Source organism: Methylobacterium sp. AC315, from assembly GCF_979253755.1.
On record NZ_CEEDEA010000001.1, the window covers coordinates 406,828 to 429,870 of the forward strand.

Annotated in this window: 27 protein-coding genes; 12 read left to right on the top strand and 15 right to left on the bottom strand. The window is 71.2% G+C overall.

The window, feature by feature from the left end:
* The first annotated feature begins 71 nt into the window (after positions 1-71).
* Complete coding sequence (locus AC0IY0_RS01885; protein ID WP_471762924.1) at positions 72-377, top strand: hypothetical protein; 306 nt, start codon at positions 72-74, stop codon at positions 375-377.
* Between the two features lie 126 nt (positions 378-503).
* On the opposite strand, the gene AC0IY0_RS01890 is transcribed toward AC0IY0_RS01885, so the two are convergent.
* Positions 504-698 carry a hypothetical protein gene (locus AC0IY0_RS01890; protein ID WP_147857078.1) on the bottom strand — a complete coding sequence of 65 codons (195 nt, stop codon included), beginning with the start codon at positions 696-698 and terminating at the stop codon, positions 504-506.
* Between the two features lie 120 nt (positions 699-818).
* Here AC0IY0_RS01890 and AC0IY0_RS01895 point away from each other — a divergent pair, with 120 nt between their 5' ends.
* From AC0IY0_RS01895 to AC0IY0_RS01905, 3 genes are all read left to right on the top strand, one after another.
* Positions 819-1,019, top strand: a complete 201-nt coding sequence (locus tag AC0IY0_RS01895; protein WP_147907037.1) for a hypothetical protein — start codon at positions 819-821, stop codon at positions 1,017-1,019.
* A 103-nt stretch (positions 1,020-1,122) separates the two neighbouring features.
* Complete coding sequence (locus tag AC0IY0_RS01900; protein ID WP_147907038.1) at positions 1,123-1,611, top strand: phasin; 489 nt, start codon at positions 1,123-1,125, stop codon at positions 1,609-1,611.
* A gap of 229 nt (positions 1,612-1,840) precedes the next feature.
* A complete protein-coding gene (locus AC0IY0_RS01905; protein ID WP_419830174.1) occupies positions 1,841-2,062 on the top strand; it encodes a hypothetical protein in 222 nt (73 codons plus the stop codon).
* A gap of 49 nt (positions 2,063-2,111) precedes the next feature.
* On the opposite strand, the gene AC0IY0_RS01910 is transcribed toward AC0IY0_RS01905, so the two are convergent.
* Positions 2,112-2,366 carry a hypothetical protein gene (locus AC0IY0_RS01910; protein ID WP_147907040.1) on the bottom strand — a complete coding sequence of 85 codons (255 nt, stop codon included), beginning with the start codon at positions 2,364-2,366 and terminating at the stop codon, positions 2,112-2,114.
* Positions 2,367-3,038: 672 nt separating this feature from the next.
* On the opposite strand from AC0IY0_RS01910, the gene AC0IY0_RS01915 reads away from it, so the two are divergent.
* Positions 3,039-3,266 carry a hypothetical protein gene (locus AC0IY0_RS01915; protein ID WP_147907041.1) on the top strand — a complete coding sequence of 76 codons (228 nt, stop codon included), beginning with the start codon at positions 3,039-3,041 and terminating at the stop codon, positions 3,264-3,266.
* Between the two features lie 37 nt (positions 3,267-3,303).
* Here the strand turns inward: AC0IY0_RS01915 and AC0IY0_RS01920 are convergent, their stop codons facing one another.
* The 4 genes from AC0IY0_RS01920 to AC0IY0_RS01935 all read right to left on the bottom strand — a co-directional run bounded on the left by AC0IY0_RS01920 (position 3,304) and on the right by AC0IY0_RS01935 (position 7,050).
* The gene (locus AC0IY0_RS01920) at positions 3,304-3,633 is read right to left on the bottom strand and encodes a hypothetical protein (RefSeq protein ID WP_419830173.1); all 330 of its coding nucleotides are present in this window, start codon (positions 3,631-3,633) and stop codon (positions 3,304-3,306) included.
* Positions 3,634-3,700: 67 nt separating this feature from the next.
* Positions 3,701-3,943, bottom strand: coding sequence for a hypothetical protein (locus tag AC0IY0_RS01925; RefSeq protein WP_419830172.1), 243 nt, complete (start codon positions 3,941-3,943; stop codon positions 3,701-3,703).
* Between the two features lie 108 nt (positions 3,944-4,051).
* Positions 4,052-4,903, bottom strand: coding sequence for a hypothetical protein (locus AC0IY0_RS01930; RefSeq protein WP_419830171.1), 852 nt, complete (start codon positions 4,901-4,903; stop codon positions 4,052-4,054).
* Between the two features lie 110 nt (positions 4,904-5,013).
* Entirely contained in the window at positions 5,014-7,050 is a 2,037-nt protein-coding gene (locus tag AC0IY0_RS01935; protein ID WP_471762926.1) for a molybdopterin-containing oxidoreductase family protein, read from the bottom strand.
* 225 nt (positions 7,051-7,275) lie between these two features.
* Between AC0IY0_RS01935 and AC0IY0_RS01940 the strand changes: the two genes are divergently transcribed.
* From AC0IY0_RS01940 to AC0IY0_RS01955, 4 genes are all read left to right on the top strand, one after another.
* A complete protein-coding gene (locus tag AC0IY0_RS01940) occupies positions 7,276-9,363 on the top strand; it encodes a hypothetical protein (RefSeq protein WP_471762927.1) in 2,088 nt (695 codons plus the stop codon).
* Between the two features lie 494 nt (positions 9,364-9,857).
* A complete protein-coding gene (locus tag AC0IY0_RS01945) occupies positions 9,858-10,127 on the top strand; it encodes a hypothetical protein (protein WP_147910680.1) in 270 nt (89 codons plus the stop codon).
* A gap of 98 nt (positions 10,128-10,225) precedes the next feature.
* Positions 10,226-10,396 (top strand): hypothetical protein, encoded by a 171-nt coding sequence (locus AC0IY0_RS01950; RefSeq protein WP_187193645.1) that lies wholly within the window; start codon positions 10,226-10,228, stop codon positions 10,394-10,396.
* Positions 10,397-10,565: 169 nt separating this feature from the next.
* Positions 10,566-11,291: a YidB family protein gene (locus AC0IY0_RS01955; RefSeq protein WP_419830168.1), complete on the top strand. Its 726-nt coding sequence runs from the start codon at positions 10,566-10,568 to the stop codon at positions 11,289-11,291.
* Between the two features lie 365 nt (positions 11,292-11,656).
* Here AC0IY0_RS01955 and AC0IY0_RS01960 read toward each other — a convergent pair whose 3' ends face one another.
* From AC0IY0_RS01960 to fabD, 6 genes are all read right to left on the bottom strand, one after another.
* Complete coding sequence (locus AC0IY0_RS01960) at positions 11,657-11,941, bottom strand: DUF6883 domain-containing protein (RefSeq protein ID WP_419830167.1); 285 nt, start codon at positions 11,939-11,941, stop codon at positions 11,657-11,659.
* Complete coding sequence (locus AC0IY0_RS01965) at positions 11,938-12,189, bottom strand: DUF4926 domain-containing protein (RefSeq protein WP_419830166.1); 252 nt, start codon at positions 12,187-12,189, stop codon at positions 11,938-11,940. Before AC0IY0_RS01965 ends, AC0IY0_RS01960 begins: the two co-directional genes overlap by 4 nt.
* A 305-nt stretch (positions 12,190-12,494) precedes the next feature.
* On the bottom strand, positions 12,495-13,757 hold the full coding sequence (gene fabF / locus AC0IY0_RS01970) for a beta-ketoacyl-ACP synthase II (RefSeq protein ID WP_471762928.1): 1,263 nt from the start codon (positions 13,755-13,757) through the stop codon (positions 12,495-12,497).
* 186 nt (positions 13,758-13,943) lie between these two features.
* Positions 13,944-14,183: an acyl carrier protein gene (locus AC0IY0_RS01975; protein WP_007559070.1), complete on the bottom strand. Its 240-nt coding sequence runs from the start codon at positions 14,181-14,183 to the stop codon at positions 13,944-13,946.
* Between the two features lie 277 nt (positions 14,184-14,460).
* Positions 14,461-15,198, bottom strand: coding sequence for a 3-oxoacyl-[acyl-carrier-protein] reductase (fabG, locus tag AC0IY0_RS01980; protein WP_147910685.1), 738 nt, complete (start codon positions 15,196-15,198; stop codon positions 14,461-14,463).
* 17 nt (positions 15,199-15,215) lie between these two features.
* Positions 15,216-16,157 carry an ACP S-malonyltransferase gene (gene fabD / locus AC0IY0_RS01985; RefSeq protein ID WP_147910686.1) on the bottom strand — a complete coding sequence of 314 codons (942 nt, stop codon included), beginning with the start codon at positions 16,155-16,157 and terminating at the stop codon, positions 15,216-15,218.
* Positions 16,158-16,473: 316 nt separating this feature from the next.
* On the opposite strand from fabD, the gene rpoZ reads away from it, so the two are divergent.
* From rpoZ to AC0IY0_RS02000, 3 genes are all read left to right on the top strand, one after another.
* Entirely contained in the window at positions 16,474-16,884 is a 411-nt protein-coding gene (gene rpoZ, locus AC0IY0_RS01990) for a DNA-directed RNA polymerase subunit omega (protein ID WP_147855510.1), read from the top strand.
* A 243-nt stretch (positions 16,885-17,127) separates the two neighbouring features.
* Entirely contained in the window at positions 17,128-19,401 is a 2,274-nt protein-coding gene (locus AC0IY0_RS01995; RefSeq protein ID WP_147910006.1) for a RelA/SpoT family protein, read from the top strand.
* Positions 19,402-19,761: 360 nt separating this feature from the next.
* Positions 19,762-20,403: a LabA-like NYN domain-containing protein gene (locus AC0IY0_RS02000; protein WP_147910007.1), complete on the top strand. Its 642-nt coding sequence runs from the start codon at positions 19,762-19,764 to the stop codon at positions 20,401-20,403.
* A 227-nt stretch (positions 20,404-20,630) separates the two neighbouring features.
* On the opposite strand, the gene AC0IY0_RS02005 is transcribed toward AC0IY0_RS02000, so the two are convergent.
* The 3 genes from AC0IY0_RS02005 to dapA form a co-directional block, all read right to left on the bottom strand.
* Positions 20,631-21,200 carry a peroxiredoxin gene (locus AC0IY0_RS02005; RefSeq protein ID WP_419830164.1) on the bottom strand — a complete coding sequence of 190 codons (570 nt, stop codon included), beginning with the start codon at positions 21,198-21,200 and terminating at the stop codon, positions 20,631-20,633.
* 126 nt (positions 21,201-21,326) lie between these two features.
* Entirely contained in the window at positions 21,327-21,800 is a 474-nt protein-coding gene (gene smpB, locus AC0IY0_RS02010) for an SsrA-binding protein SmpB (protein WP_147910009.1), read from the bottom strand.
* Positions 21,801-21,815: 15 nt separating this feature from the next.
* Positions 21,816-22,715 carry a 4-hydroxy-tetrahydrodipicolinate synthase gene (gene dapA, locus AC0IY0_RS02015; protein ID WP_147940977.1) on the bottom strand — a complete coding sequence of 300 codons (900 nt, stop codon included), beginning with the start codon at positions 22,713-22,715 and terminating at the stop codon, positions 21,816-21,818.
* Between the last annotated feature and the right edge of the window lie 328 nt (positions 22,716-23,043).

Sequence of the window (23,043 nt, forward strand, 5' to 3'; positions counted from 1 at the left end):
TGGCGGCGGATCGGGTCGAACTTCGGCGCCCCGCGCCCGTTGGCGTCCGACCGCAAGGAACGGACGAACCCATGACCCGTACGACGTTGGCGCTCTCGGGCGCCCTGACCCTCCTGCTGGCCGGACCGGCCGCCGCGCAGGTGACCACCGGGGGGGCCGGCAATACAGGGGTCACCGCACCGCCCACCACAGGCGGCGTCGGAGCCGGCACGGTGGGCAGCGGACCCGGCGCCCCGATCACCACGGGCGCGACGGCCAATCCCAGCAACTCCTCCGTCCCGGGCACGACACCGAGGGTGAATATCGGCGGCACGCCGACGAGCGGCCCGCCCGGCACCGGCGGCACCGCGGGCGGTCCGGCACTCGGCAACCGCTGAAGCCGCGTTCCGGAAGGCGGCCGCCGGCTTTCGGACAAGGACGATGCGCGCGAGGCGCATCCACGCGGGCGGGTGCCGGCACCCGGCCCACGGCGCCGCGAAACGAACGTCGCGCGCCGGGGCGGCTCACTCGCCCCAGTCGATATCCAGGGACCGCTCGAACGCGGCCGCCGACATCTCTTTACCCTTGGGATCGGCGACCACGATCTCCCGGAACCCGCGCCGGACGAGTTCCCAGGTCTTCTCCATGGCCTGCTCGTCGGTCCCGCACGCGAAGGTCATGACGCGGCCGGACGGATCGATCCCCTTGACGGTGAACACGACGCTCTCCTCAAATCCCCGCCCGCATATAGCGCGGCGCACGCGATACTGCCCACCGACGCGGGCGCCCCGGGACCCGCAAGGCGGTCGCGACGTTTCCCCGGACCAGGGAGGCCACGCATGACTGATTCGCGAGAGCCCACGAGCGTACCGGATCGGACGTTGCCTCCGGTCGACCCGGAGGTGGAGACCGGCCCCGCGGAGGCCGAGCCGGGCGCCTCCAACAAGCCCCTGCCGACCAGCGACGACGCGCCCGAGGTCGGGCTGTCGCAGAAGGGCGGTGGCGAGGACGCGGTCGTCCGGCGCGAGACGGAGATCTGACAGAATCGGGGGTCCCGTCACGCGCCCATCCCTGGACCTTATCGCTTGTGCAGTGCACAACAGCCATGGCCGCGGCCAGACGTGCGGCCGAAGGAGACCAGTCATGGCTAACATTCCCAGCTTCGAGGTCCCGCCGCAGATGCGCGATCTGGCCGAAACCAGTGTCGAGCAGGCCCGCAAGGCGTTCGGAACGTTCATCGGTTCGGCACGCCGCGCCACCGATACCCTTCAGGGCTCGACGGACCTGACCCGGACCAATGCTTCGGACATCTACGCCCGCAGCCTGGACTATGCCGAACAGAACGTCCGTGCGGCGTTCGACCTCGCGCAGAAGCTCGCAGCCGCCAAGTCCTTCCCGGAAGCGATGCAACTCCAGGCCGAATACGTGCGCGAGCGGTTCGCCGCGATGCAGTCCCAGGCTAAGGAACTCGGCGGCCTCACGCAGGGTGCGATGCAACAGGGGGCCGAGCGCGCCAAGGCTGCGATGCAGCAGGGTGTCGACGAGACCCGCAAGGCGGTCAAGCAAGGTCAGGATGCGGCCCAGCAGATGGGCCAGGAGACGCAGAACGCCGCTGACCAGGCGTCGCACTGAGCGCAGGCACCGGAAGACCCGGCCCTTCGGGGCCGTCGCCTCCGGTCGCGTTCGGACGAGACATGTCCTGACGCCGTCTGCGGGAGCCGTTTCCGATCACATTGCGATCGGGAGCGGCTCTCAGTCCTCGATGCCACGCGCTCGCTCACGCTGAACGGGTCTCTCCTTCGGCGGCGCGCGCTCTATCCGGGACGTGGAGTTGCCGATGATGTACGGCGAAGTTGGACGCTTGACGGACGAAGCCATCCGGCTCGGCATCCGCCAGGCCGAGAACGCGGCCCTTCTCGCGGTTGCGATGCACTCTGCGTGGCTCGACCTGTGGCTGGAGAGTTACCACGCCACGAGCGCTGTGCTGAACACAGGACCGGAGCAGCGCGCCCGGACCCGCCGCCTGATCGAGCGCGGCGTCTCACCGAGTCTCGCTGCGCAGGACCTGCACCTCGTCCGATAGCCGATACGCCGAACCGGATCCCGGTCCGGCTCAACGCGGCGCGACGAGTTCAGCGAGCCGATTCGGCCGAGGCCTGGTCCATCGGCCGGACGACGGCGGCCACCGGGATGCGGCCGGCATGCGTGGCCGACACGGGCTGGGGGGTGGTGGTCAGATCGTGAGCCGAGCGCGCCTGCGTGGTCGCGCGGGCCTGGTCGCGATACAGCGGCGGCGTCAGGTGGAGGTCGTCCTGCGCGAAGGCCGGGGCGGTGAAGATGGCGGCAGAGGTGAGCGCCGCCGACGCGAGGATGAGGATCGTGCGCATGGTGCGACTCCGGTTCGATCGCGGGATGCAATCGCTGAGTGCATGAGACCACGGATTTGTGCGATGCGGTATGCTCATTTCGCATTGCAACATAACGCATCGCCGGAACGGTTATGCAGTTTTCGCGCGATCGCCTAAGCGATGCCCGTGTTCCGGGGCAGATCGCGCCATGCATTCGAGACAATTGAACTAAATTGCCGTCCATGAACTGGAAAAGATAAATTGATCTCGCGCGAAAGTTTATTTCACCACGCAGGTCCCGGCGAGGGAAGCCTGCGGTTCCTTCGGGCAGCGCTGCCGCCCTCCGCCGTTCGGCGGCCGTGATCGCTCACCCTCGAACACGTGCTCGCGCGCCCGCGCCGGCACCACGACGGTTGGACTGGGCAGACGAAACGTGAAGCGCCGCCCGGCAGCGTAGAAAAAAGTTCTCCGGAACCTCGGCGCCTCCCCCTTGTAGGAGGTCGGCGGCGCGCGACATCTCCTGACGAGGCGTCGGTTCGGAGCCGGATGCTCCGGATCGTGAGGGGCCGGCCCGGGCGCCACGTCGCACGGATCGCGGCGGTGAGCAGGCCTCGCAGCGTTCGCGACACGAACCGACAACACGAACGCCAGGCTCACGTCACATGAGCCGGTTAGACAGAGTTCAATTCTGACGTCATCCGGAGCGCGCCCATGACGCCCGCAGACCTCGACAAGCGTGCCGAGTTGACCGTGTGGCCGAACCGCTCGCGTGGGCGGTCCGCCGAAGGGCGCCCCTACGCGACCCTGCGTGAGGCGCTTGCGGCGGCGGCCGAGGCGATCGCCTTGGAGGACGCGCAGCCCTGGATCATCACCGAGGAGGGCGACGTGCTCTCACCGGGCTGGATCCGGGCCAACACCCGATCGAGCGCCCTGCAGTGATGCCCGGTGTCAGACGGTGGAGGGTGAGGGGATCCGCTCAGCACCCGATGCAGATGTCGTGCACCACATGGGCCCGGCGGGGACCGGTCCGCTGGTTCGGCAACTTTCCATCCGTCGCAGGAAAGCCGCTGCCGAGCACCTGAAACCGTCTGCGGCCGGCGGCCGGGTCGGGGGTCGCGGGTTGCGCCGGTGCCGGGGCGCCCGCATCGGCCGGGGGCGCCTGGCTCGGCGCGCTGTTTGCCATGCCGGGATCCGGCGGGGGCATCATCATCCCCTGCGCGGGCGCCGTCGGCGCGAACTCGCCCGCCAGCGCGGAGACGGGGGCGCAGACCAGGACGACCAGGATCAGCCGAGACCGCACCGGCATGTCGCTCTCTCCGCTTCTCCCCGCAGGACGGTGACCGGCACGCCGGGGCGCGCCGGCCGGGTGAATCTCAATAAGCCCGGCCGTAGAACGGCTTGGAGACCGGATGATATCGGTCGCTCACCGGCCACGTATAGGGCTGGTCTTTAGAGGTACGGAGATCGGAACCGAACCGCGGGGCGTTGAACCCGATGCCGTGGAGGGCGCCGGTCCGGCCCTTGGCACCCTGAGTCGCGGACGCGGCATCGCGGGCCAATGCTGCGCTCGACAGGCCCATGGCGAGAACGGCCGCACATGAAACGCGGCCCAGCATAACGGCTCTCCTGACGTCTCGCATCGTCGCCTCCCATCCCGGCCGAGGTGCCGGACCTGAAGCAACGGCAGCCCTTTCGCGCGGGTTCCGCCAGTCCTCGCGACGGCCTCAGAACGCGTTCGCGGCGCCGAAGCAGGCCACCGCGAGCGGTCCGTTGCAGGCGGTGTCGGTCTGGCCGGTCCCGGCCGCGATGCCGGCGCCGCCGACCGCTCCGCCGCCGCCACGGGCCACGGTGTCGGCCCCGGCGAGGCCCTGGACCGGCGCCGCGTTCGCAGCGCCCGCGATGCCGGCGCCGCCGAACGCGCCGCCCCCGGTGGCGGTGGCTGTGGCGGACGCCGCGGTCACGGCCGGGTCGACGGCGGTCAGCCCCGTCGAGCTGGCGCCGATCCCGGCCCCGGTCCCGAATCCGCCCGCCCCGGAGGCCACCGCCGAGGCCGAGGTCGCATTGGTGTTCAGGCTCGTGCCGATGGCCGAGCCGCCGCCGAAGCCCCCCGTCCCGAAGTTCGAGAGCGCGTTGCCCGAGATCGACCCGATCGCCGAACGCGTCGACGTGTTGAAGCCGTTGCGCGTGCCGGTCGCGCCGATCGTGCTCCCGGTTCCGCTCGAACTCGACGGCGTTCCGGTGACGCCGGCGCCGCCGGTCGATCCGGATCCCGAGAGGCCCAGCCGGGCCGTACCGGCGCTGGTGGCGCCTGTCGGCGGCGCGATGCTGCCGCCCCCGGAACCGCCGCCGCCGAAGCTCAGCTGCCCGGCATTCACGAGGCCGCCGCCCTGGGCCGAGAGGGTCGGGAACGGGCCGGAGGTGGAGCCGCCGCCGAGGCTGAGCTGTCCCGGGTTGGCGGTCGCCGTCAGCGGCTCCAGGGAGGCCGCCGCGGGGACCGTCGCGGTGGCGGACAGGTTCTGGGCCCAGGCCGGAGCGGCGAACGGGACCAGCAGGGCGGCGGCGAGGATGACCCGCATGGCTGTCGGATTCCACGAGACGGTGTGTCCTGGGCCAACACAACCGATTCGGGTGGGTTCCGCCGTCTCGGTTCCCGCTGCTGATTGAAGGGCCGGGTCGGGCCGTCGCGTCAGGCCGCCCGCACCCACACCGCGGTGTCGTGGAACGTGGCGCCGTCGTTGGGGGCGGCCGGCGTGTCGCCGATCAGCGCGTTGATGCCGCGCCCGCCCGAGAACGAGGCCGCCGGCCACAGGCTCTCGACCACCACGATCCCGGGCGGCTGCCCCTCCGCGAGGCGCGCGTGCAGCCGGACCTGGCCGCGGGTGTTGCCGATCTCCACCGCGTCCCCGGTGGCGATCCCGAGGCGGGCGCCGTCCTCCGGATGGAGCAGGCAGGTCGGGCGGCCCTCGCGCCGGATCGATTCCGGGCTGTTCGAGAAGGTCGTGTTGAGGAACTGGCGGGCCGGGGGCGCCACCATCCGGAACGGACGCTCGGCGTCGGCCGGCTCCGACACCGCCCAATGGTCGGGCAGGGCCGGCATGCCGGCGGCGCGCGGCCCGAGCGCCGACCAGTCCGGCCCGAACCGGAACCGCCCGTCCGGGTGGCCGAAGCCGGTGAGGAAATGGCTCTCGGCAAAGCCCGGCTGCGCGTCGATCCAGCGCTCCCGCTCCAGCCGGCCGAGGCCGCCCCAGCCCGAGCGGGCCAGGGTCGCGTCGGCCAGATCCCGGGCGTTCAGGTCGAAGCCCGCATGCCCGGCCCCGAGCCGGCCGGCGAGGGCGGCGATCAGGTCGTGGTTGGAGCGGCATTCCCCCGGCGGCGGCAGGAGGGCCGGCCCGGACTGGATGTGGCTGTGCCCGCCGGCCCCGTAGATGTCGTCGTGCTCCAGGAAGGTGGTGGCCGGCAGGACGAGGTCGGCGAGTGCCGCCGTCTCGGTCATGAACTGCTCGTGCACGGCCACGAACACGTCCGGCCGCAGCAGCCCGGCGCGCACCCGGTTGCTGTCGGGAGCCGAGGCGGCCGGGTTCGCCGACTGGATCAGCATCGCGCGCACCGGCGGCCCGCCCTGCAGGGCGTCGGGATCGTCGGCCAGGATCGCGCCGATCCGGCTCATGTCGAGTTCGCGCACCCCCGGGGCCTTGGCGTCGAGGCCCTCGGTCAGGGTCTTGTCCCAGTTGAAGATCGCGGCGTTCTGCCAGAGGGCGCCGCCGCCCTCGTGCTGCCAGGCGCCGGTCACGGTGGGCAGGCAGGTCACCGCGTGCAGGTTGACCGCGCCGTTATGCGTCCGGGTGAAGCCGAAGCCGCAGCGGATGTAGCTGCGCGGCGTCGACCCGTAGAGCGCCGCGAACGCCTCGATCTCCGCGACCGTGAGGCCGGTGATCGCGGCCGCCCAGGCCGGGTCGCGCGTGGCGAGATGCGCCTCGAGCGCCGCCGTGTCCTCGGCATGGGCCGCGAGGTAGGCCCGGTCGGCGTGACCGTCGCGGAACAGCACGTGGAGCACCGCGCAGGCCAGCGCCCCGTCGGTGCCGGGCCGGGGGGCGAGGTGGAGGTCGGCCGCCGCGGCGGTGCCGGTGCGATAGGGATCGATCACCACCAGCTTGGCGCCGCGCGTCTTGCGGGCCCGGCTGATGTGGCTCATCGCGTTGACCTGGGTGCTCACGGGGTTGCCGCCCCAGACCACGATCAGGTCGGAGAGCGCCATCTCCCTCGGGTCCGGACCCGCGATGCGGCCGATCCCGGCGCTCCAGCCGGCGATGGCGATGGCGGTGCAGATGGTGCGCTTGCGCCGGGAATAGCCCATCACGTGGGTCAACCGGTGGATGCTGTCGCGCTGGACCAGGCCCATCGTGCCGCCGGAATTGTACGGCCAGACCGCCTCCGGACCGTAGCGCTCGGCCGTCTCGCGGAAGGCCGCGGCCAGCCGGTCGAGGGCCGCGTCCCAGGTGATCGGCCGCCACTGGCCGCTGCCCTTCTCGCCGACGTGTTCCAGCGGCCCGAGAATCCGGTCCGGGTGGTGGACCCGCTCGCCGTAGCGGCTGACCTTCGCGCAGATCACCCCGGCCGTGTAGGGGTTGTCGCCCCCCTTCACCGAGACGACGCGGCCGTCCGCCACCTGCACGTCCAGGCTGCAGGCCGAGGGGCAATCGTGCGGGCAGACGGTCCGGGCCAAGCGACACACTCCGTGGCGTAGTCTCGTGGTGATGGCCGGGATGATGCAAGCGCCGTGCTTTTTTGAGGCGGGCGCACGCGAAAGCCGTGCGCAGGCTGCGATCCGTCCCTGCGGCTGGTCTGCCGGCCTTCGAGGAATTCCAGCCTGGTCCGTTGAAGAAAAGGCCTTCATCCTGCCGGATTGCCGGTATGGTCTCGCGGCCCGGATCCGCTTTAACCAACGATTGTGCCGTTGCCAGAAGAGTTCGCTCAAGGCTTGCGCCGCGCCGGCTGGCTCGCCGGCCTGCCCGCGCTCGCGCTGATCTGGGCCGGCGCGACGCTGTTCGCCACCCCGCAGATCGCCGACGCCCTCGACGCGGCCGGCGCGCGGGTCGCGTCCGGTACCGCCACGGCCGCCGGCGAGCCCTGGCTGCGGCTGGAGGCGCGCGGACGCGACCTGGCGGCGGAGGGCGAGGCTCCGGATGTCGGCGAGCGCGAGACGGTGCTGGCCAAGCTCGCCGCCCTGGACGGCCCCCGGCGAATCGTCTCGGAGATCGGCCTGGTGGAGACCGCCGCGCCGTTCCTGTGGGCGGCGATCCGCACCGGCTCGGCCCGGGTGGCGCTGGAGGGCAGCCGCCCGGCGGAGATCGGACGGCAGGCCCTGGAGGCGCGGATCACCGGGGCGCTGGCGCCCGGCATCGCCCTCGACGACACCGCCCGGGCGGCCCGGGGCGCGCCGCCCGATTTCGCCAGCGCGGCGGCGTTTTTGGCAGCGCGGCTGTCCGGGCTCGCCAAGGGCGGCCGGGCGGCGCTCAGCGACACGGTGCTCAGCCTGTCCGGCGAGGCCCTGGACGTGCCGGCCTACGAGGCGCTGCGGACCGCCCTGGCGAACCCGCCGGCCGGGTTCAGCGTCGGGCGGATCGAGATCGTGCCGCCCGCGGTGGCGCAGTTCCGGTTCTCGGTGGCGAAGTCGGCCCGGGGGATCGTGCTCGACGGGTTCGCGCCCTCCGCGGCGGACCGGGAGGCGGCCCTGCGGGCGGCCGCCGAAGCGGTCCCGGGGGGCAGCGTGCAGGACCGGCTGCTCACCGCCCGGGGGCTCGACCCGGCGATCGACCCCAAAACCCTGATCGGCTTCGCGTTCCGGCTGGCCGAGCTGATCCAGTCCGGCACCGTCACCTTCGCGGACGATTCCGTCTCGGTCACCGGCGACGCCATCGACGCCCAGGCGATTCCCGACGCCGCCGCGCTGATGCGCGAGGCCCGGCCCGCCGGCGTGAAGCCCGGCCCGGTAACGCTGGCGGCACGGCCGCTCTCGCCCTACCGGGTTGCGATCCGCCGGACCCCGGAGGCGGTCACGCTCACCGGCCACCTGCCCGACGACGCCACCCGGGAGCGGGTGCTGGCCGCCCTGCGCCCGCGCCTGTTCCGCGAGCCGGTGATCGACCGGACGCGCCTGGCCGACGGCGCCCCGCCGGACCTCGGCGCCGCGCTGGCGGCGGCCGCCCCCCTGGTGGCCAACCTCGCGGCCGGGGAGGTGGCGGTCTCGGACCGGGCTCTGACGCTCACCGGCGAAAGCCTCTACCGCGAAGCCGCGTCCCGGACGCCGGAGCGCCTGGCCGAGGTGCTGCCCCCCGGCTGGACCGGGCGGGCCGCCGTCACGGCCCGCCAGCCCGCCGAGACCCGCGACCCGGCCGCCTGCCGGGCGGAGGCGGGCGCCGCGATCGCCGGGACGTCCCTGCGCTTCCCAACCGGCAGTGCGACCCTCGGGCCGGCCTTCTACCCGGTGCTCGACACCCTTGCGGCCCTGGCCAAGGCCTGCCCGACCCTGCGCATCGCGGTCTCGGCCCCGGCCGACCCGGCCAAGGCGAAGCCGGCCCAAGGGGCTGGGGCAGTGGCCGGGGAGGGGGCCGCGGTCGAGGTCCCGCCGACCCCGATGGCCTCCCAGCCGGCGGCGACCGGCGCGGTCAAGGATGCGCCGAAGGAGCCCGCGAAGCCCGCCCCGAAGGCGCAGGCCGAGACGCACGCGGCCCCGAAGAAACCCGAAGCCGCCAAGAAAGCGGATGGCAAGAAGGCGGATGGCAAGAGTTCGGAGGGCAAGAGTTCGGAGGGCAAGAGTTCGGAGAGCAAGTCTGCCGCCTCCAGGCCCGCGTCGTCCCAGAAGTCCGCGAAGCCTTCGCCCCCCAAGGAGGCCACGGACGACCCGCCCCTCGACCTGACGCGCCTGCGTGCCCAGGCCGTGATCGAGTATCTACTCCAGGCCGGCGTGCGGCCGGACCAGGTCGGCGCCGGGCCGGACGCGCCGGCCGGCCCCGTCACCCTGGCGCTGCTGCCGTGAGGGAAGGACCGCGCGCCCGCGCCGGTTTGCGCCTATGATCGCCGCCGCATGACGTTCGTGACCGACCCATATCCCAACCCGCCCAGTCCTTCTGAGATGCCGCGCAGCGGCTTCGAAGGAGGGCGCCGGGGATCGCCGCGGCATCCGGGGGCCTCCTGCGACGCGACCGCGGCGAGGCGGCTCGTGGGAGGCTGTGAGGCGTTCGATTCATCGCTCGCGGCAGACGATGCCGCGGCGGCGTTGCTCGGAAGGGCTATCCCGCCGCGCGAGCCGAGTTGGGATGGCTCCCGCAGGTTCGGGGCCGTGGTCGACGACGGACCGCGACAGGCCTGCTCTCCGGTGCGGAAGAGGGGACCGGCGCGGCATCCCGAGGCGCGATCGCGTTCGGCGCCCGGGAGACCGACGGGCGATCGATCGAAGGCCTCACGGCCTCTCAGGATGCGGGAGCGGGGCGGGCAGCCCTGCCGCAGCGCCGCCGGGAGGGCCGGACGGCCGTGACGCTGCTGATCGCCGGCTTCTGGCCCGGACTCGCCGGGGCGTCCGCGCTCGGCCTGCTGGTCGGGGCGCTCGCGGGCTGGCCGGCCCGGCCGGGGGTGCCGCTCGCCCTGTGCGGGCTGGCCGTGCTGCTGGCGGGAATCGCGCTCGCCGGGATCGTGCCGGGGCTGCTCGGCCTGTGGCTGGAGGGCGCCGCCCTGATGCTGCCGCCCTACCTCGCCGGCTGCGCGCTCGGCGCCCTGGGCCGCCGCCTGGCCGCGCGGCCCTGACACCGCGGCGTCGAACGGCACGGGAACCGGTCCACCCCCCGCCGACGTTGCGTCAGCATGCATGGCCCATGGGGCCTACACCCAGAAGAGGCGATCCGATGCCGAACCTGACGCGCTCCGCCCGACGCTACGCCCTCCGCCTGCCGCGCCCCCGGGCCGGCGCCGCCGCCACCGGCCTGTTCCTGGCCGCCCTGGCGCTCTCGGCCGCCACGGTCCCGCTGGTCGAGCCGACGAACGCCAGCACCGCCCAGGCCTCGCTGGCCCGCTAAGGATCCACGGGGGCGGCGTTCCAAAGAAGGTTCGCCCCGCCGACGACGCGCGCGCTCCCTCCCCCTCTGTGGGGGAGGGAATGAACGCGCAACATCCACTCCGGCCTGCAACCCCCACCCCTCCGACGCCGTTGTCAGCCCGGGCGGAGCCCGCCCCGGAGGGACGCTTATGGGTTTGCTCGAATCGGCGATCGGCGGCGTGCTCGGTCAGGTGTTCGGCGGCCAGAAGCAGGGGGCCGGGGGAATGTCGCCCCTGGTGAAGGCCCTGCTGATGCTGCTGCTCGCCAAGGGCGCCAGCGGCGGCTTCGGCGACATCTTCGGGCGCGGCCATCAGGGTGAGCCGGGGCCCGAGGCCGACCGGTCCGGCGGCGCCGGCCCCTACGGGCGCGATCCGGGCCAGCACCCGGCCGATGCCGGCGGACGCGGCGACCCGGGCGACATCGGCGGCTGGGACCAGTCCGGCCAGCGCCGGGAGGCCGGCCCCACCGACCCGTCCCTGCCGCCCGGCGATTTTTCCGACCTGTCCGGCATGCTCGACGGGCCGGGCGAGTCCGGCCCGGCCCGGACCGGCGCCGACCCGGCCCCGCGCGGCGGTTTCGGACAGGATGACGGACAGGGTGATCTCGGCGGCCTCGACGGCTTGGTCGACCGCTTCCGCCAGGGCGGTTTGGGCGACGTGATCGAATCCTGGATCGGCCACGGCGGTAACCGCCCGGTGGCCCCGGCCCAACTCGCCCAGGCACTCGGCCCCGACACCCTCGACACCCTCCAGAGCCAAACCGGGATGGACCGCGAGACGCTGCTCTCGCAGCTCGCCCAGGCGCTGCCGGAGGTGGTGCACGCGCTCACCCCGCAGGGGCGGGTGCCGGGAGCGGAGGAGCGGCGGGGGTGGTGAGAGTTGCAGTCACCCGCGTGAAAGCCGGAATGACTTGGTGGGTCGTAAGCAACCCGAAGCTTCCATCTTTTGAAGCATAAGAGCTCAAGCGATCACCGACTGCCACAGGCGGATTTATCAATCTCTCTACTCATCCTGCGGTGCTGCGTAGCAGCCTGGAAAGAGCCCGCCAGGGATCGCTGTGACCTCTGGAGAGCTTTTTCGAGGCCTACTCTTCGGCACCGCAGGATGAGGGGGAGGTTGGTAAGATCATCAAAAATATTTGCCGCGTCGCCGACGTTTTTCTCCAGCCGAGACCGGATCGCCCGTCAGGATTTCCAAGGGTAAGCGGTGAGGAACCGCCACTGCGTAGCGCTGGTGATTTCTCAAACGCTGCGGAGCGACATGACACGTCCATCCGGTGCTTCCAGAAGGCCTTCGAACACGCGGCGCGGCAAGCCGAGGGGAAGCACCACGGCGCGCCCCGGCCAATGATCGACCGCATGTTTCACCAGATCACCGGCGAGCCGTTCGGGCTCCTCCGCGGCATAGCCGAAGGCCAGCAGATACTTGGCTTTGGAGGCGCCATCGGTATGCAGAGGGTTGAGCAGGTAGCTGACGATCTTGGGCCATTCGACGGTCCAGACGATCGCTTCGACGTCGGCGGTCACACCGGGGCGCGCTCGACGAGTCTGATGTCCCCGGGCCGGACCGTCGCCAGCGCGCCGACGGGTGTCGGAAACTCGACCACGTAGGCCTCACCGTCGCGATAAACGCCGACGATGGTTCCCTCCGTGCCCGGTGCCAGCACATCGCCATCGTCGCTCGTTGCAGCGGCCGTCAGCGCGACCCGGTCGAGATCCCGCAGACCCGACCGCGATGCGTCCTGCCGAAACTGGTAGGCGAATTCCAGTGTCATGGCGGCATGATAGGCGCGTGCCGGGATTGCGCAAGCACCGTTTCCGAAGACCAAGCTGAAGACTATCGGTCTCCCGAGAGCCGGTGTCCCTAGTCTTTCCCACCCGCAGCCTCATCCTGAGGCGCCGAAGCGAAGCAGAGGCCTCGAAGGAGGCCTCCAGCCAGCAACGCAATCCCTGGAGGCCTCCTTCAAGGCTGCTGCGCAGCACCTCAGAATGAGGTTGAGGTTTGGGATCGCACAGTCAGAAACGCAGCTGAGACCCGCGACCCTGCTTTTAATCACGCAAGACTAAGTAGCTTCGGCCGTCAGGCGACCCGCCGCATCACCAAACTCGCATTCGTCCCGCCAAACCCAAACGAGTTCGACAGCACCACGTCCACCTGCTTGCGCTTCGCCTCGAACGGCACGAGGTCGATCTTGGTCTGGACGGAGGGGTGGTCGAGGTTGAGCGTCGGCGGGATCACGCCGTCGCGCAGGACGAGGATCGAAAAGATCGCCTCGACCGAGCCGGCGGCGCCGAGCAGGTGGCCGACCGAGCTCTTGGTGGAGGACATGGTCGCCTGGGCGGCGGCATCGCCCAGGAGGCGCTCCACGGCCTTCAGCTCCAGCTCGTCGCCCATCGGCGTCGAGGTGCCGTGGGCGTTGATGTAGCCGATCTCGGCGGGCGAGATGCCGGCGCGCTTCACCGCCGCGGTCATGCAGCGGAAGGCGCCGTCGCCGTCCGGGGACGGGGAGGTGATGTGGTAGGCGTCGCCCGAGAGGCCGTAGCCGACCACCTCGGCGTAGATCTTGGCGCCCCGGGCCTTGGCGTGCTCGTACTCCTCGAGCACGACGATGCCGGCGCCCTCGCCCATGAGGAAGCCGTCCCGGTCGCGGTCGTAGGGGCGGGAGGCCTTCTCCGGGGTGTCGTTGAAGCCGGTGGTCAGCGCCCGGCAGGCCGAGAAGCCGGCGATCGACAGGCGGTTGACCGGCGATTCGGCCCCGCCCGCCACCATCACGTCGGCGTCGCCGAGCGCCACGAGGCGGCTCGCGTCGCCGATGGCGTGGGCGCCGGTCGAGCAGGCCGTGACCACCGCGTTGTTCGGGCCCTTGAGCCCGTAGGCGATCGAGACCTGGCCGGAGGCGAGGTTGATGATCCGGCCCGGGATGAAGAACGGCGAGATCCGGCGCGGGCCCTTCTCGTGGAGGGTGATCGCGGCGTCGTAGATGCCGCCGATGCCGCCGATGCCGGAGCCGATCAGCACGCCGGTGGCGCACTGGTCCTCGTGGCTCTTGGGCAGCCAGTTGGCGTCCTTCAGGGCCTCGTCGGCCGCCGCCATCGCGTAGACGATGAACGGATCGACCTTGCGCTGCTCCTTGGGCTCCATCACCGCGTCGGGGTTGAAGGTGCCGTCGGTGCCGTCGCCGAACGGGACCTGCGCGGCGACCCGGCAGGGCAAGTCGGCGGATTCGAAGCCGCGGATCGGGCCGGCGCCGCTGTCGCCCGCGATCAGACGGCTCCAGGTGTGCTGCACCCCGCTGCCGAGCGGCGTGACCATCCCCAGACCCGTGACCACCACCCGCCGCATGCTACCTGTCCCGTCTCAAGAACCGTCTTGGGAAGCGCTCCCCCGCCGCCATCGACGCCGGCCCGGTGCCGGAGCGCATCTCGAACAACCGATCGCGGCCGGATCGGTGCCACCGAACCGCGAAACGCAGAACGGCGCGGGGGCTGCTTCGCCTCACCCGCGCCGCGTGAAACCGAATCCGGCGCCTTAAGCGGCCGAGTTCTTTTCCAGGAACTTCACCGCGTCGCCGACCGTCTGGATGGTCTCAGCGGCGTCGTCCGGGATCTCGACGTTGAATTCTTCCTCGAAGGCCATGACCAGCTCGACGGTGTCGAGGCTGTCGGCACCGAGGTCGTCGATGAAGTTGGCGCTCTCGACCACCTTCTCGGGCTCGACGCCCAGATGCTCGACGACGATCTTCTTCACGCGCTCAGCGATATCGCTCATCGGTCTTCCGTCCTCGTCCTTTTGGTCTGTCAGTCTTCTCGGGGTGCCGTGGCCGCGCCGCGCCCCTTCGGGCTTGTTGGCGAGCCGGTGTCGATCGCGCGTGTTTCGAGGTGAACTGGGAGGGCCCCGCCGGGGGGCCTTGGACTGAAAACCCGCTGAACCGTCAACCCCCTGTACGGCTGCGGGGCGTGGTAGCACAGGGTTCCCGCCCTGGCGAGAGCCGTTCAGAATCCCTTCATCGGTGTGGCCTGCGCGTGTCTAGGGCATCGCTTCGGACCTAGAACATCGCCATCCCGCCGTTCACGTGCAGGGTGTGGCCGGTGACGTACGCGGCCTCCGCGGACGACAGGTAGATGCAAGCGGCGGCAACCTCCGCGCCCTCGCCCAGCCGCCCGGCCGGCACCCGCGCCAGGATGCCCTCGCGCTGCTTCTCGTTGAGCGCGTCGGTCATCGGCGAGCTGATGAAGCCCGGCGCGATGCAGTTGACCGTGATCCCGCGCGAGGCGACCTCGGCGGCGAGCGCCTTGGTCATGCCCACGAGGCCGGCCTTGGCGGCGGCGTAGTTGCCCTGGCCGGGATTGCCGGTCGCGCCCACCACCGAGCCGATGTTGACGATCCGCCCGGAGCGGCGGCGCATCATGCCCTTCACCGCCGCGCGCGAGAGCCGGAAGGCCGCGGTGAGGTTGACGGCGAGCACCTGCTCCCACTCGTCGTCCTTCATCCGCATGAACAGGTTGTCCCGGGTGATGCCGGCATTGTTGACCAGGATGTCGAGGGGCCCGATCGCCGCCTCGGCCGCCGGCACCAGGCCCTCCACCGAGTCCTTGTCGGAGAGGTCGGCCGCCACCGGGCTCGCCCGCTCGCCGAGTTCCGCGGCCAGGGCCTCCAGCGCCGCGGGCTTGGTGCCGGACAGCGCCACGGTGGCGCCCTGGGCGTGCAGCGCCCGGGCGATCGCCTGGCCGAGGCCGCCGGTGGCGCCGGTCACGAGGGCTTTCCGGCCGGTGAGATCGAACATGCGGGACTCCCTTTGTCCTAGAGCGAGAACGCCGCCACGTCCGCGGGCGTGCCGATGGCCGCGGCGCGGGCCTGGGGCGCGATGCGCTTGACCAGCCCGGTGAGCACCTTGCCGGCACCGAGTTCGTAGAACTGGTCGGCCCCCGCGCCCGCCATGGCGGCGACGCTCTCGCGCCAGCGCACCGTGCCGGTGACCTGCTCGACCAGGGCCGCCCGGATCGCGTCAGGGTCCGCGACCGGGGCCGCGGTGACGTTGGCGTAGAGCGGCACCCGGGGGGCGTTCAGGGTCACGGCGGACAGCGCCCGCGCCATCGCGTCGGCGGCGGGCGCCATCAGGCGGCAATGGAACGGGGCGGAGACGTTGAGCATCACGGCGCGCTTGACCCCGCGCTCCGTGGCGATGCCGACGGCGCGCTCCACGGCCGCCCGGTCGCCCGACAGCACCACCTGGCCGCCGCCGTTGTCGTTGGCGACGTCGCAGGCCGCACCGTCCGATTCGAGCGAGGCCGCCTCGGCGATGCCGCGGGCCGCCTCGACATCGGTGCCGATCAGGGCCGCCATCGCGCCGACGCCCGGCGCCACCGCCGCCTGCATGGCCTCGCCGCGCAGGCGCAGCAGCCGGGCCGCATCCGCGATCGACAGGCTGCCGGCGGCCGCGAGCGCCGCGTACTCGCCGAGCGAATGCCCGGCCACGCAGGCGACGTCCCGGGCGAGGTCGAGGCCGCGCTCGGCCTCCAGCACGCGCAGGACCGCGAGGCTCGCCGCCATCAGGGCCGGCTGGGCGTTGGTGGTGAGGGTGAGTTCCTCGACGGGCCCCTCGAACATCAGCCGGGAGAGCGGCTGGGACAGGGCGTCGTCGACTTCGTCGAGCACGGCCCGCGCCTGCGAAAACTCCTCGGCCAGCGCCTTCGCCATGCCGACCGCCTGGCTGCCCTGGCCGGGAAAGATGAGTGCGCGCATGGCTTGTCTTGATCGCTCTCGCCGGGCGGCGCGCGAACGCCGCCCGTGTCGGCCGAAACTCTCGAATGGGGCGCGCACTCGCACCCGGGGCAGCGGGTGTCAACAATGCGTCGCACAATCCGCCACCCGCCCGGACCCTGCCCGCCGCGAAGCACCGCAGCTGCCCCCGTCCCACACCCCTGTCCCACGCCCCTTTCCCCGCGCCCGCCAGACGCGCGCCCTGCGCAACCCGCTGTGCTTGTTGCACAACGCCATTCCGTGTAGAGTGCGGCCACACCCGACATCACCCGTCGCTTAAGCTGAGGAGCCGCCCCGCATGGCGCGCGTCACCGTCGAAGACTGCATCGAGAAGGTCGAGAACCGGTTCGAGCTGGTGCTCCTGGCGAGCCATCGGGCCCGCCTCCTGGCCGCCGGCGCCCCGCTCACCATCGACCGCGACCGCGACAAGAACCCCGTCGTGGCCCTGCGCGAGATCGGCGACGAGACGATCACGGCCGACGACCTCAAGGAACAGCTGATCCACTCGATGCAGAAATACGTCGAGGTCGACGAGCCGGAAGCCGAGACCGTGCCGCTGCTGTCGAGCTCGCCGGCCGCCGCCGCCGTGGCCCCGCAATCCTCCAGCGACGATGGGGCGGTCCAGTTCGACCGCATGAGCGAGGAGGACCTGCTGCGCGGCCTCGAGAACCTCGCTCCGCCGGTCGAGACCGACGACGAGGGCGAGTGAGCCCGAGAATCACCGAGGCGCGTGTAAGCCCAGGACAGCGAGCCGCACCACGTGGGTCTGGATGATCACGACCTGACCGCGACCGGACCCGGCGGAGACGCCGGGTTCTTGCGTTCGAACGGCGAAGCGCCAGCCCCCGGCGCTTTTCCCTCGCCGGGGGCTGGCGCCGGCACGCCCGTTGCGGGAGAGTCCGCCGTGATCCCGACTCCGCGCCCCCCCCAGGAACCGACGACGTCCCGGCGGATGATGCGCCAGTACGAACTCGTCGAGCGGGTGAAGCGCTACAACCCGGCCGCCGACGAGGCGCTGCTCAACCGCGCCTACGTGTACGCCATGCAGGCGCACGGCACGCAGAAGCGCGCGTCCGGCGACCCCTTCTTCGCGCATCCGCTCGAAGTCGCCGGGATCCTCACCGACCTCCACCTCGACGACGCCACCATCGTGGCCGCGGTCCTGCACGACACCGTGGAGGACACCGAGGCGACCCTGGAGGAGATCCGCCGGCTGTTCGGGCCGGAGATCGGCGCGCTGGTCGACGGGCTGACCAAGCTCAAGCGGCTCGACCTCGTCTCCAAGCAGGCCGCCCAGGGCGAGAACTTCCGCAAGCTGCTGCTCGCCGTGGCGGCGGACGTGCGCGTGCTGCTGGTCAAGCTCGCCGACCGCCTGCACAACATGCGCACCCTCCACCACATGCGGGAGGACAAGCGCCACCGCATCGCCCAGGAGACCCTGGACATCTACGCGCCGCTCGCAGGCCGGATGGGCATGCAGGAGCTGCGCGAGGAGCTGGAGGACCTGGCCTTCCGCAACATCGAGCCGGAGGTCTACGCCACCATCGAGCAGCGGCTCGCCCGCCTCACCGCCAAGTCCGAGCGGGTGGTCGAGACCATCGCGCAGGTGCTCACGGAAAAGCTCTCCGCCCAGGGCATCACCGCCGAGGTCAGCGGCCGGCAGAAGCGGCCGTTCTCGATCTGGTCGAAGATGGAGCGCAAATCGGTCGCCTTCGAGCAGCTGTCCGACATCTTCGGCTTCCGGGTGATCGTGGATACGGTCCAGGATTGCTATGCGGCGCTCGGGATCGTCCACACCAGCTGGCCGATGGTCCCGGGGCGCTACAAAGATTACATCTCGACGCCGAAGCAGAACGATTACCGCTCGATCCACACCACGGTGATCGGGCCGAAGAGCCAGCGCGTCGAGTTGCAGATCCGCACCTGCGCCATGGACGACATCGCCGAGTACGGCATCGCGGCGCACGCCCATTACAAGGACCTAGGCAAGGACGCCGCGAAGGATCCGGGCCGGGACCCGTCCAAGGAGCCGGCCGCCCGTTCCGAGGGCAGCGTGCACCCGAAGCTGGCGGCCGAGAGCGGCGCCTACCAATGGCTGCGCCGGACCATCGAGCTGCTCGCCGAGGGCGACAGCCCGGAGGAGTTCCTGGAGCACACCAAACTGGAGCTGTTCCAGGACCAGGTGTTCTGCTTCACCCCGAAGGGCCGGCTGATCGCCCTGCCGCGGGGCGCGACGCCGATCGACTTCGCCTACGCGGTGCACACCGATGTCGGCAACTCGGCGGTGGGCGCCAAGATCAACGGCCGCATGGCGCCGCTGCTGCACGAACTCGCCAACGGCGACGAGGTCGAGATCAGCCGCTCGGACGGCGCCTCGCCGCCGGCCGCCTGGGAATCCCTGGTGGTGACCGGCAAGGCCCGGGCGGCGATCCGGCGGGCGACCCGGACGGCGGTCCGCCGGCAATATGCCGGGCTCGGCCGCCAGATCCTCGACCGGGCGTTCGAGCGCGCGGCCAAGACCTTCTCGGAGGACAAGCTGCGCGGGGCCCTGCCGCGGCTGGCCCGCGCCACCACCGAGGACGTGTTCGCCGCCGTCGGGCGCGGCGAGATGTTCTCCGGCGACGTGGTCCGGGCGGTCTATCCCGACCACCGCGACGAGCGCCGGCCCTCCTCGCTGGGGGTGCTGAACGGGGCCGGCCGCCTGGTGCGCTCGGCCGACCAGACCATGCGGCTGACCTTCCCGGCCGGCGAGGGCAAGCCCGAGGACCGCAGCGACGCGATCCCGATCCGGGGCCTCGCCGGCGACCTGCCGGTGACCTTCGCGCCGAACGGCGGCGCGGTCCCGGGCGACCGGATCGTCGGGATCCTGACCCCCGGGGTCGGTGTCACCGTCTACCCGATCCAGTCGGCGGCGCTCGCCGCCTTCGACAACGAGCCCGAGCGCTGGCTCGACGTCCGCTGGGACACCGAGGCCTCGGGCAGCGAGCGATTCCCGGCCCGCCTGGCGCTGAAGTCGATCAACGAGCCGGGGGTGTTCGCCCAGATCGCCCAGGTGATCGCCGACCACGACGGCAACATCGACAACATCTCGATGAAGCGCCGCACCCAGGACTTCACCGACATCACCATCGACCTGTCGGTCTGGGACCTGCAGCACCTCACGGCGATCATCGCGGAGCTGCGCGGCAAACGGCCGGTCAACAGCGTCGAGCGGGTGAACGGCTAAATCCGGCCGGCACCCCGGCGCGGGGCGGAGCTCAGGTTTTCCGGCGCAACCTCGGTAAAGGGTCGTCGTGGCCCGGCCGGATACGCCGGGATACGTTATCGCAATCACTTCGGCGCGCGATCGGCGGCCCAAGAGGCTCATATCCTGCGATTGACTTGACACAGCTGCGTTTCAACCGAATGGTCGATGCACCCGGGTGACGGTCGCCCGGAAGGGGACCGAGCTTACGCGTCCCGGATTTCAATCCGTCTCGGCATTCGATCGCGACGATGCGGCCCCGGGTTTTCAGCCCCGGACCTCGACCAGCCGTTTCAGCACACGATTTCCGACAACCCGTATTCTTCAGGATCCGACCCATCCATGGCAGCACCGCAACGCAGCGCCCTCTTCATCGACGGCGCGAACCTCTACGCGACCACTAAGGCCCTCGGCTTCGATATCGACTACAAGAAACTGCTCAAGGAATTTCAGGCCCGCGATAATCTTCTGCGCGCGTTCTACTACACCGCGATGATCGAGGATCAGGAGTATTCCTCGATCCGGCCGCTGATCGACTGGCTCGACTACAACGGCTACCGCGTCGTGACCAAGCCCGTGAAGGAGTTCACGGACTCGATGGGCCGGCGCAAGTACAAGGGCAACATGGATATCGAGCTGGCGATCGACGCCCTCGAACTCAGCCCGCATATCGACCACATGGTGCTGTTCTCCGGCGACGGCGACTTCCGCTCGCTGGTCGAGGCGATGCAGCGGCGCGGCGTCAAGGTGACGGTGATCTCCACCATCCAGACCCAGCCGGCGATGATCTCGGACGAGTTGCGCCGGCAGGCCGACGAGTTCGTCGATCTCGCGAGCCTGTCGAACCGCATCGGCCGGGAGCCGAGCGAGCGCCCGGTCCGGGCCCCCGGCGAGACCGCCAGCCGCTACCGCGGCGATTCCCGCCCGAGCCCGAGCCTGGAGAACCGCTACGGCATCCGCCAGCCGGACGCCGAGGAAGGCTGAGTGCCTGTTTGACCGGTCATTCTCATCCTCGACCTCATCCTGAGGTGCCGGAGCGCAGCGGAGGCCTCGAAGGAGTCCTCCAGCCTGCCGCGCGATCCCTGGAGGGCCCCTTCGAGGCTGCTGCGCAGCACCTCAGGATGAGGGGAGAGATGAGGATCTCCGTCGAACAGAGCCGTCATGCGAGTTCGACCGCGCAGTCAAACAGGCTCCGAGATCGGGGCTGATTTTCAGGCGCTGCCGCCGTCGAGCCAGTCGATCACCTGCCGGGCGCTGCGGTCGGGCGGGAACACCGGGTAGAACACCCGCATGACCACGCCGTCGTCGATCACCAGGGTGAGGCGGCGCAGCAGCACCTGCCCGCCCGCCTCGAACACCGGCAGGCGCGCGGCCATCGCGAAGGCCCGGTGCGGGTCGGCCAGCAGCGGGAACGGCAGCCGCAGCCGCTCGGCGGCTTCGCGCTGGTCGGCGCCGGTCTGGGTCGAGAGGCCGAAGACCTGCGCCACGCCGCGCTCCCTCAACGTGGCGTGGTGATCGCGGAAATCGCAGGCCTGCGGGATGCAGCCCCGGGCGCCCGGGATCGCCTCCCAGTCCGGCGTCAGGGCCGGCTTCCCCGGCACGCCGGTGCGCGGATAGGCATAGGCCACCGTGCGGCCGGAGAGCTTCGCGAGCGAGACGGTCCGGCCGTCCGTGGCGGTGAGCGCCACGTCGGGCAGCTTCATCCCGCGCAGGTGATCGGCCGCGCCGTCATCCACGGGGGCGGGGAGCTCGGCGGGCAGGCTGTCGGGATGATCGGTCATGGGCGGCTCCTCTGCTGCCGCCAGAGTAGATCGCCGGCGGCCAAAGGCGAATTGCCGGTCTTCGGGCCTCGCGCCCACCGTCATCGCGCGCGGAGCGGCTCCGAACCGATCCCCCGATGCCCCGCTCTACCCCCGGTCCCGCAACAGCCGCGCCCGGTCGCGCTGCCAGTCGCGCTCCTTGGCGGCCTCGCGCTTGTCGTGGGCCTGCTTGCCCTTGCCCAGCCCCAGCTCGATCTTCGCCCGGCCCTTGTCGTTGAAGTAGATCTTCAGCGGCACCACCGTGTAGCCCTGGCGCTGGGTCGCGCCGATCAGCTTGTTGATCTGGCGGCGGTGCAGCAGCAGCCGGCGCGGGCGCTTGGGCTCGTGGTTGAAGCGGTTCGCCTCCAGGTATTCCGGGATGTAGCAGTTGAACAGCATGAGGTCGCCGCCGGAGGGGCCCGCATAGGCCTCGCCGATGGTCGCCTTGCCGCCGCGCAGGGACTTCACCTCGGTGCCGGTTAAGGCGATGCCGGCCTCGAGCGTGTCCTCGATCGTGTAGTGGAAGCGCGCCGCACGGTTGTCGGCGACGACGCGCCGACTGGGCTCCGGTTTCGGGGCCATGTTTCGTGACTCTCCTCAGCCTTCCAGAAGGCCGGCGTGGCGCAGGGCGTCGTCCACGATGCGGCGCGTCGCCTCCGAGACCGGCACCAGCGGCAGGCGCAGGTCCTCGGTCATGTGGCCGAGCTTGGCCAGCGCGTACTTGGTCGGGCCCGGGTTGGCCTCGGCGAACAGCCCGCTCTGGAGCGGGAACAGCCGGTCCTGGAGCGCCAGCGCCTTGGCGTAGTCCCCCGCCAGCGAGGCCTCCTGCAGGTCGGCGCAGAGGCGCGGGGCCACGTTGGCCACCACCGAGATGCAGCCGTGGCCGCCCTGGGCGTTGTAACCGAGCGCCGTCGCATCTTCGCCCGAAAGCTGGAGGAAGTTCGGCCCCATGGCCTGACGCTGCTGGCTGACGCGGTCGATCTTGGCGGTCGCGTCCTTCACGCCGGCGATGTTCTTCAGTTCGAACAGGCGGGTCATCGTCTCGACACTCATGTCGACGACGGAGCGCGGCGGGATATTGTAGATGATGATCGGAATGCCGACCGCGTCGTTGACGGCCTTGAAGTGGGCGTAGAGACCCTCTTGCGTCGGCTTGTTGTAGTAGGGCGTCACCACCAGGACGGCGTCGGCGCCGGCGCGCTCGGCATGGCGCGCCCGCGCCACGGCCTCGGCGGTGGAGTTGGAGCCCGCGCCCGCCACCACGGGGACGCGCCCGCCGGCCTCGTCGATGCAGGACTCGACCACCCGGTCGTGCTCGGCATGGGTGAGGGTCGGGCTCTCGCCGGTGGTGCCGGTCGGCACGAGGCCGTGGCTGCCCTGCTCGATCTGCCAGCGCACGAATTTCCGGAACGCGGCCTCGTCGAAGGCGCCGTCGCGGAACGGCGTCACAAGCGCGGTGAGCGAACCCCGCAGGCGGCTCCCGGTCATCTCGGTCATCTCAGGCGTCCCAAAGAGGCTCAGCTGGGGTCTCGGCGGCGTGGCGTGTCCCGGCGTTCTCGGGGCCGCGCGTCCGGCACGCCGTTCGGCGGCGGACGGGCAGACATAGGCGGTCGCGCCACGGTGCGCAAACAGATCGTGGCGAGGGTTTACGGGTTCTTAATGCCCCCGCGCCGATCTTCATTTCTTTCCACTCCGGTCGCGAGAAGGGGGGAAACGTGATCCGAGCCCAGTCGATCCGCGGTCCACTGATCCGAGCGCTGGCCTCGACGCGCACGCCCCTGGCGGCGGTCGCGTTGGTCACGACCTTCGGGGTCGTCACGACCCT

Excerpts from the sequence above, each read along its gene's own strand:
- fabD (WP_147910686.1), bottom strand. The coding sequence starts at position 16,157 with ATGCGCGCACTCATCTTTCCCGGCCAGGGCAGCCAGGCGGTCGGCATG.
- AC0IY0_RS01895 (WP_147907037.1), top strand. The coding sequence starts at position 819 with ATGACTGATTCGCGAGAGCCCACGAGCGTACCGGATCGGACGTTGCCT.
- AC0IY0_RS01915 (WP_147907041.1), top strand. The coding sequence starts at position 3,039 with ATGACGCCCGCAGACCTCGACAAGCGTGCCGAGTTGACCGTGTGGCCG.
- AC0IY0_RS01955 (WP_419830168.1), top strand. The coding sequence starts at position 10,566 with ATGGGTTTGCTCGAATCGGCGATCGGCGGCGTGCTCGGTCAGGTGTTC.
- AC0IY0_RS01920 (WP_419830173.1), bottom strand. The coding sequence starts at position 3,633 with ATGCCGGTGCGGTCTCGGCTGATCCTGGTCGTCCTGGTCTGCGCCCCC.
- fabG (WP_147910685.1), bottom strand. The coding sequence starts at position 15,198 with ATGTTCGATCTCACCGGCCGGAAAGCCCTCGTGACCGGCGCCACCGGC.
- AC0IY0_RS01930 (WP_419830171.1), bottom strand. The coding sequence starts at position 4,903 with ATGCGGGTCATCCTCGCCGCCGCCCTGCTGGTCCCGTTCGCCGCTCCG.
- fabF (WP_471762928.1), bottom strand. The coding sequence starts at position 13,757 with ATGCGGCGGGTGGTGGTCACGGGTCTGGGGATGGTCACGCCGCTCGGC.
- AC0IY0_RS01995 (WP_147910006.1), top strand. The coding sequence starts at position 17,128 with ATGATGCGCCAGTACGAACTCGTCGAGCGGGTGAAGCGCTACAACCCG.
- AC0IY0_RS01950 (WP_187193645.1), top strand. The coding sequence starts at position 10,226 with ATGCCGAACCTGACGCGCTCCGCCCGACGCTACGCCCTCCGCCTGCCG.
- dapA (WP_147940977.1), bottom strand. The coding sequence starts at position 22,715 with ATGACCGAGATGACCGGGAGCCGCCTGCGGGGTTCGCTCACCGCGCTT.
- AC0IY0_RS01885 (WP_471762924.1), top strand. The coding sequence starts at position 72 with ATGACCCGTACGACGTTGGCGCTCTCGGGCGCCCTGACCCTCCTGCTG.
- AC0IY0_RS01975 (WP_007559070.1), bottom strand. The coding sequence starts at position 14,183 with ATGAGCGATATCGCTGAGCGCGTGAAGAAGATCGTCGTCGAGCATCTG.
- AC0IY0_RS02005 (WP_419830164.1), bottom strand. The coding sequence starts at position 21,200 with ATGACCGATCATCCCGACAGCCTGCCCGCCGAGCTCCCCGCCCCCGTG.
- AC0IY0_RS01965 (WP_419830166.1), bottom strand. The coding sequence starts at position 12,189 with ATGACACTGGAATTCGCCTACCAGTTTCGGCAGGACGCATCGCGGTCG.
- smpB (WP_147910009.1), bottom strand. The coding sequence starts at position 21,800 with ATGGCCCCGAAACCGGAGCCCAGTCGGCGCGTCGTCGCCGACAACCGT.
- AC0IY0_RS01925 (WP_419830172.1), bottom strand. The coding sequence starts at position 3,943 with ATGCTGGGCCGCGTTTCATGTGCGGCCGTTCTCGCCATGGGCCTGTCG.
- AC0IY0_RS01910 (WP_147907040.1), bottom strand. The coding sequence starts at position 2,366 with ATGCGCACGATCCTCATCCTCGCGTCGGCGGCGCTCACCTCTGCCGCC.
- AC0IY0_RS01900 (WP_147907038.1), top strand. The coding sequence starts at position 1,123 with ATGGCTAACATTCCCAGCTTCGAGGTCCCGCCGCAGATGCGCGATCTG.
- AC0IY0_RS02000 (WP_147910007.1), top strand. The coding sequence starts at position 19,762 with ATGGCAGCACCGCAACGCAGCGCCCTCTTCATCGACGGCGCGAACCTC.
- rpoZ (WP_147855510.1), top strand. The coding sequence starts at position 16,474 with ATGGCGCGCGTCACCGTCGAAGACTGCATCGAGAAGGTCGAGAACCGG.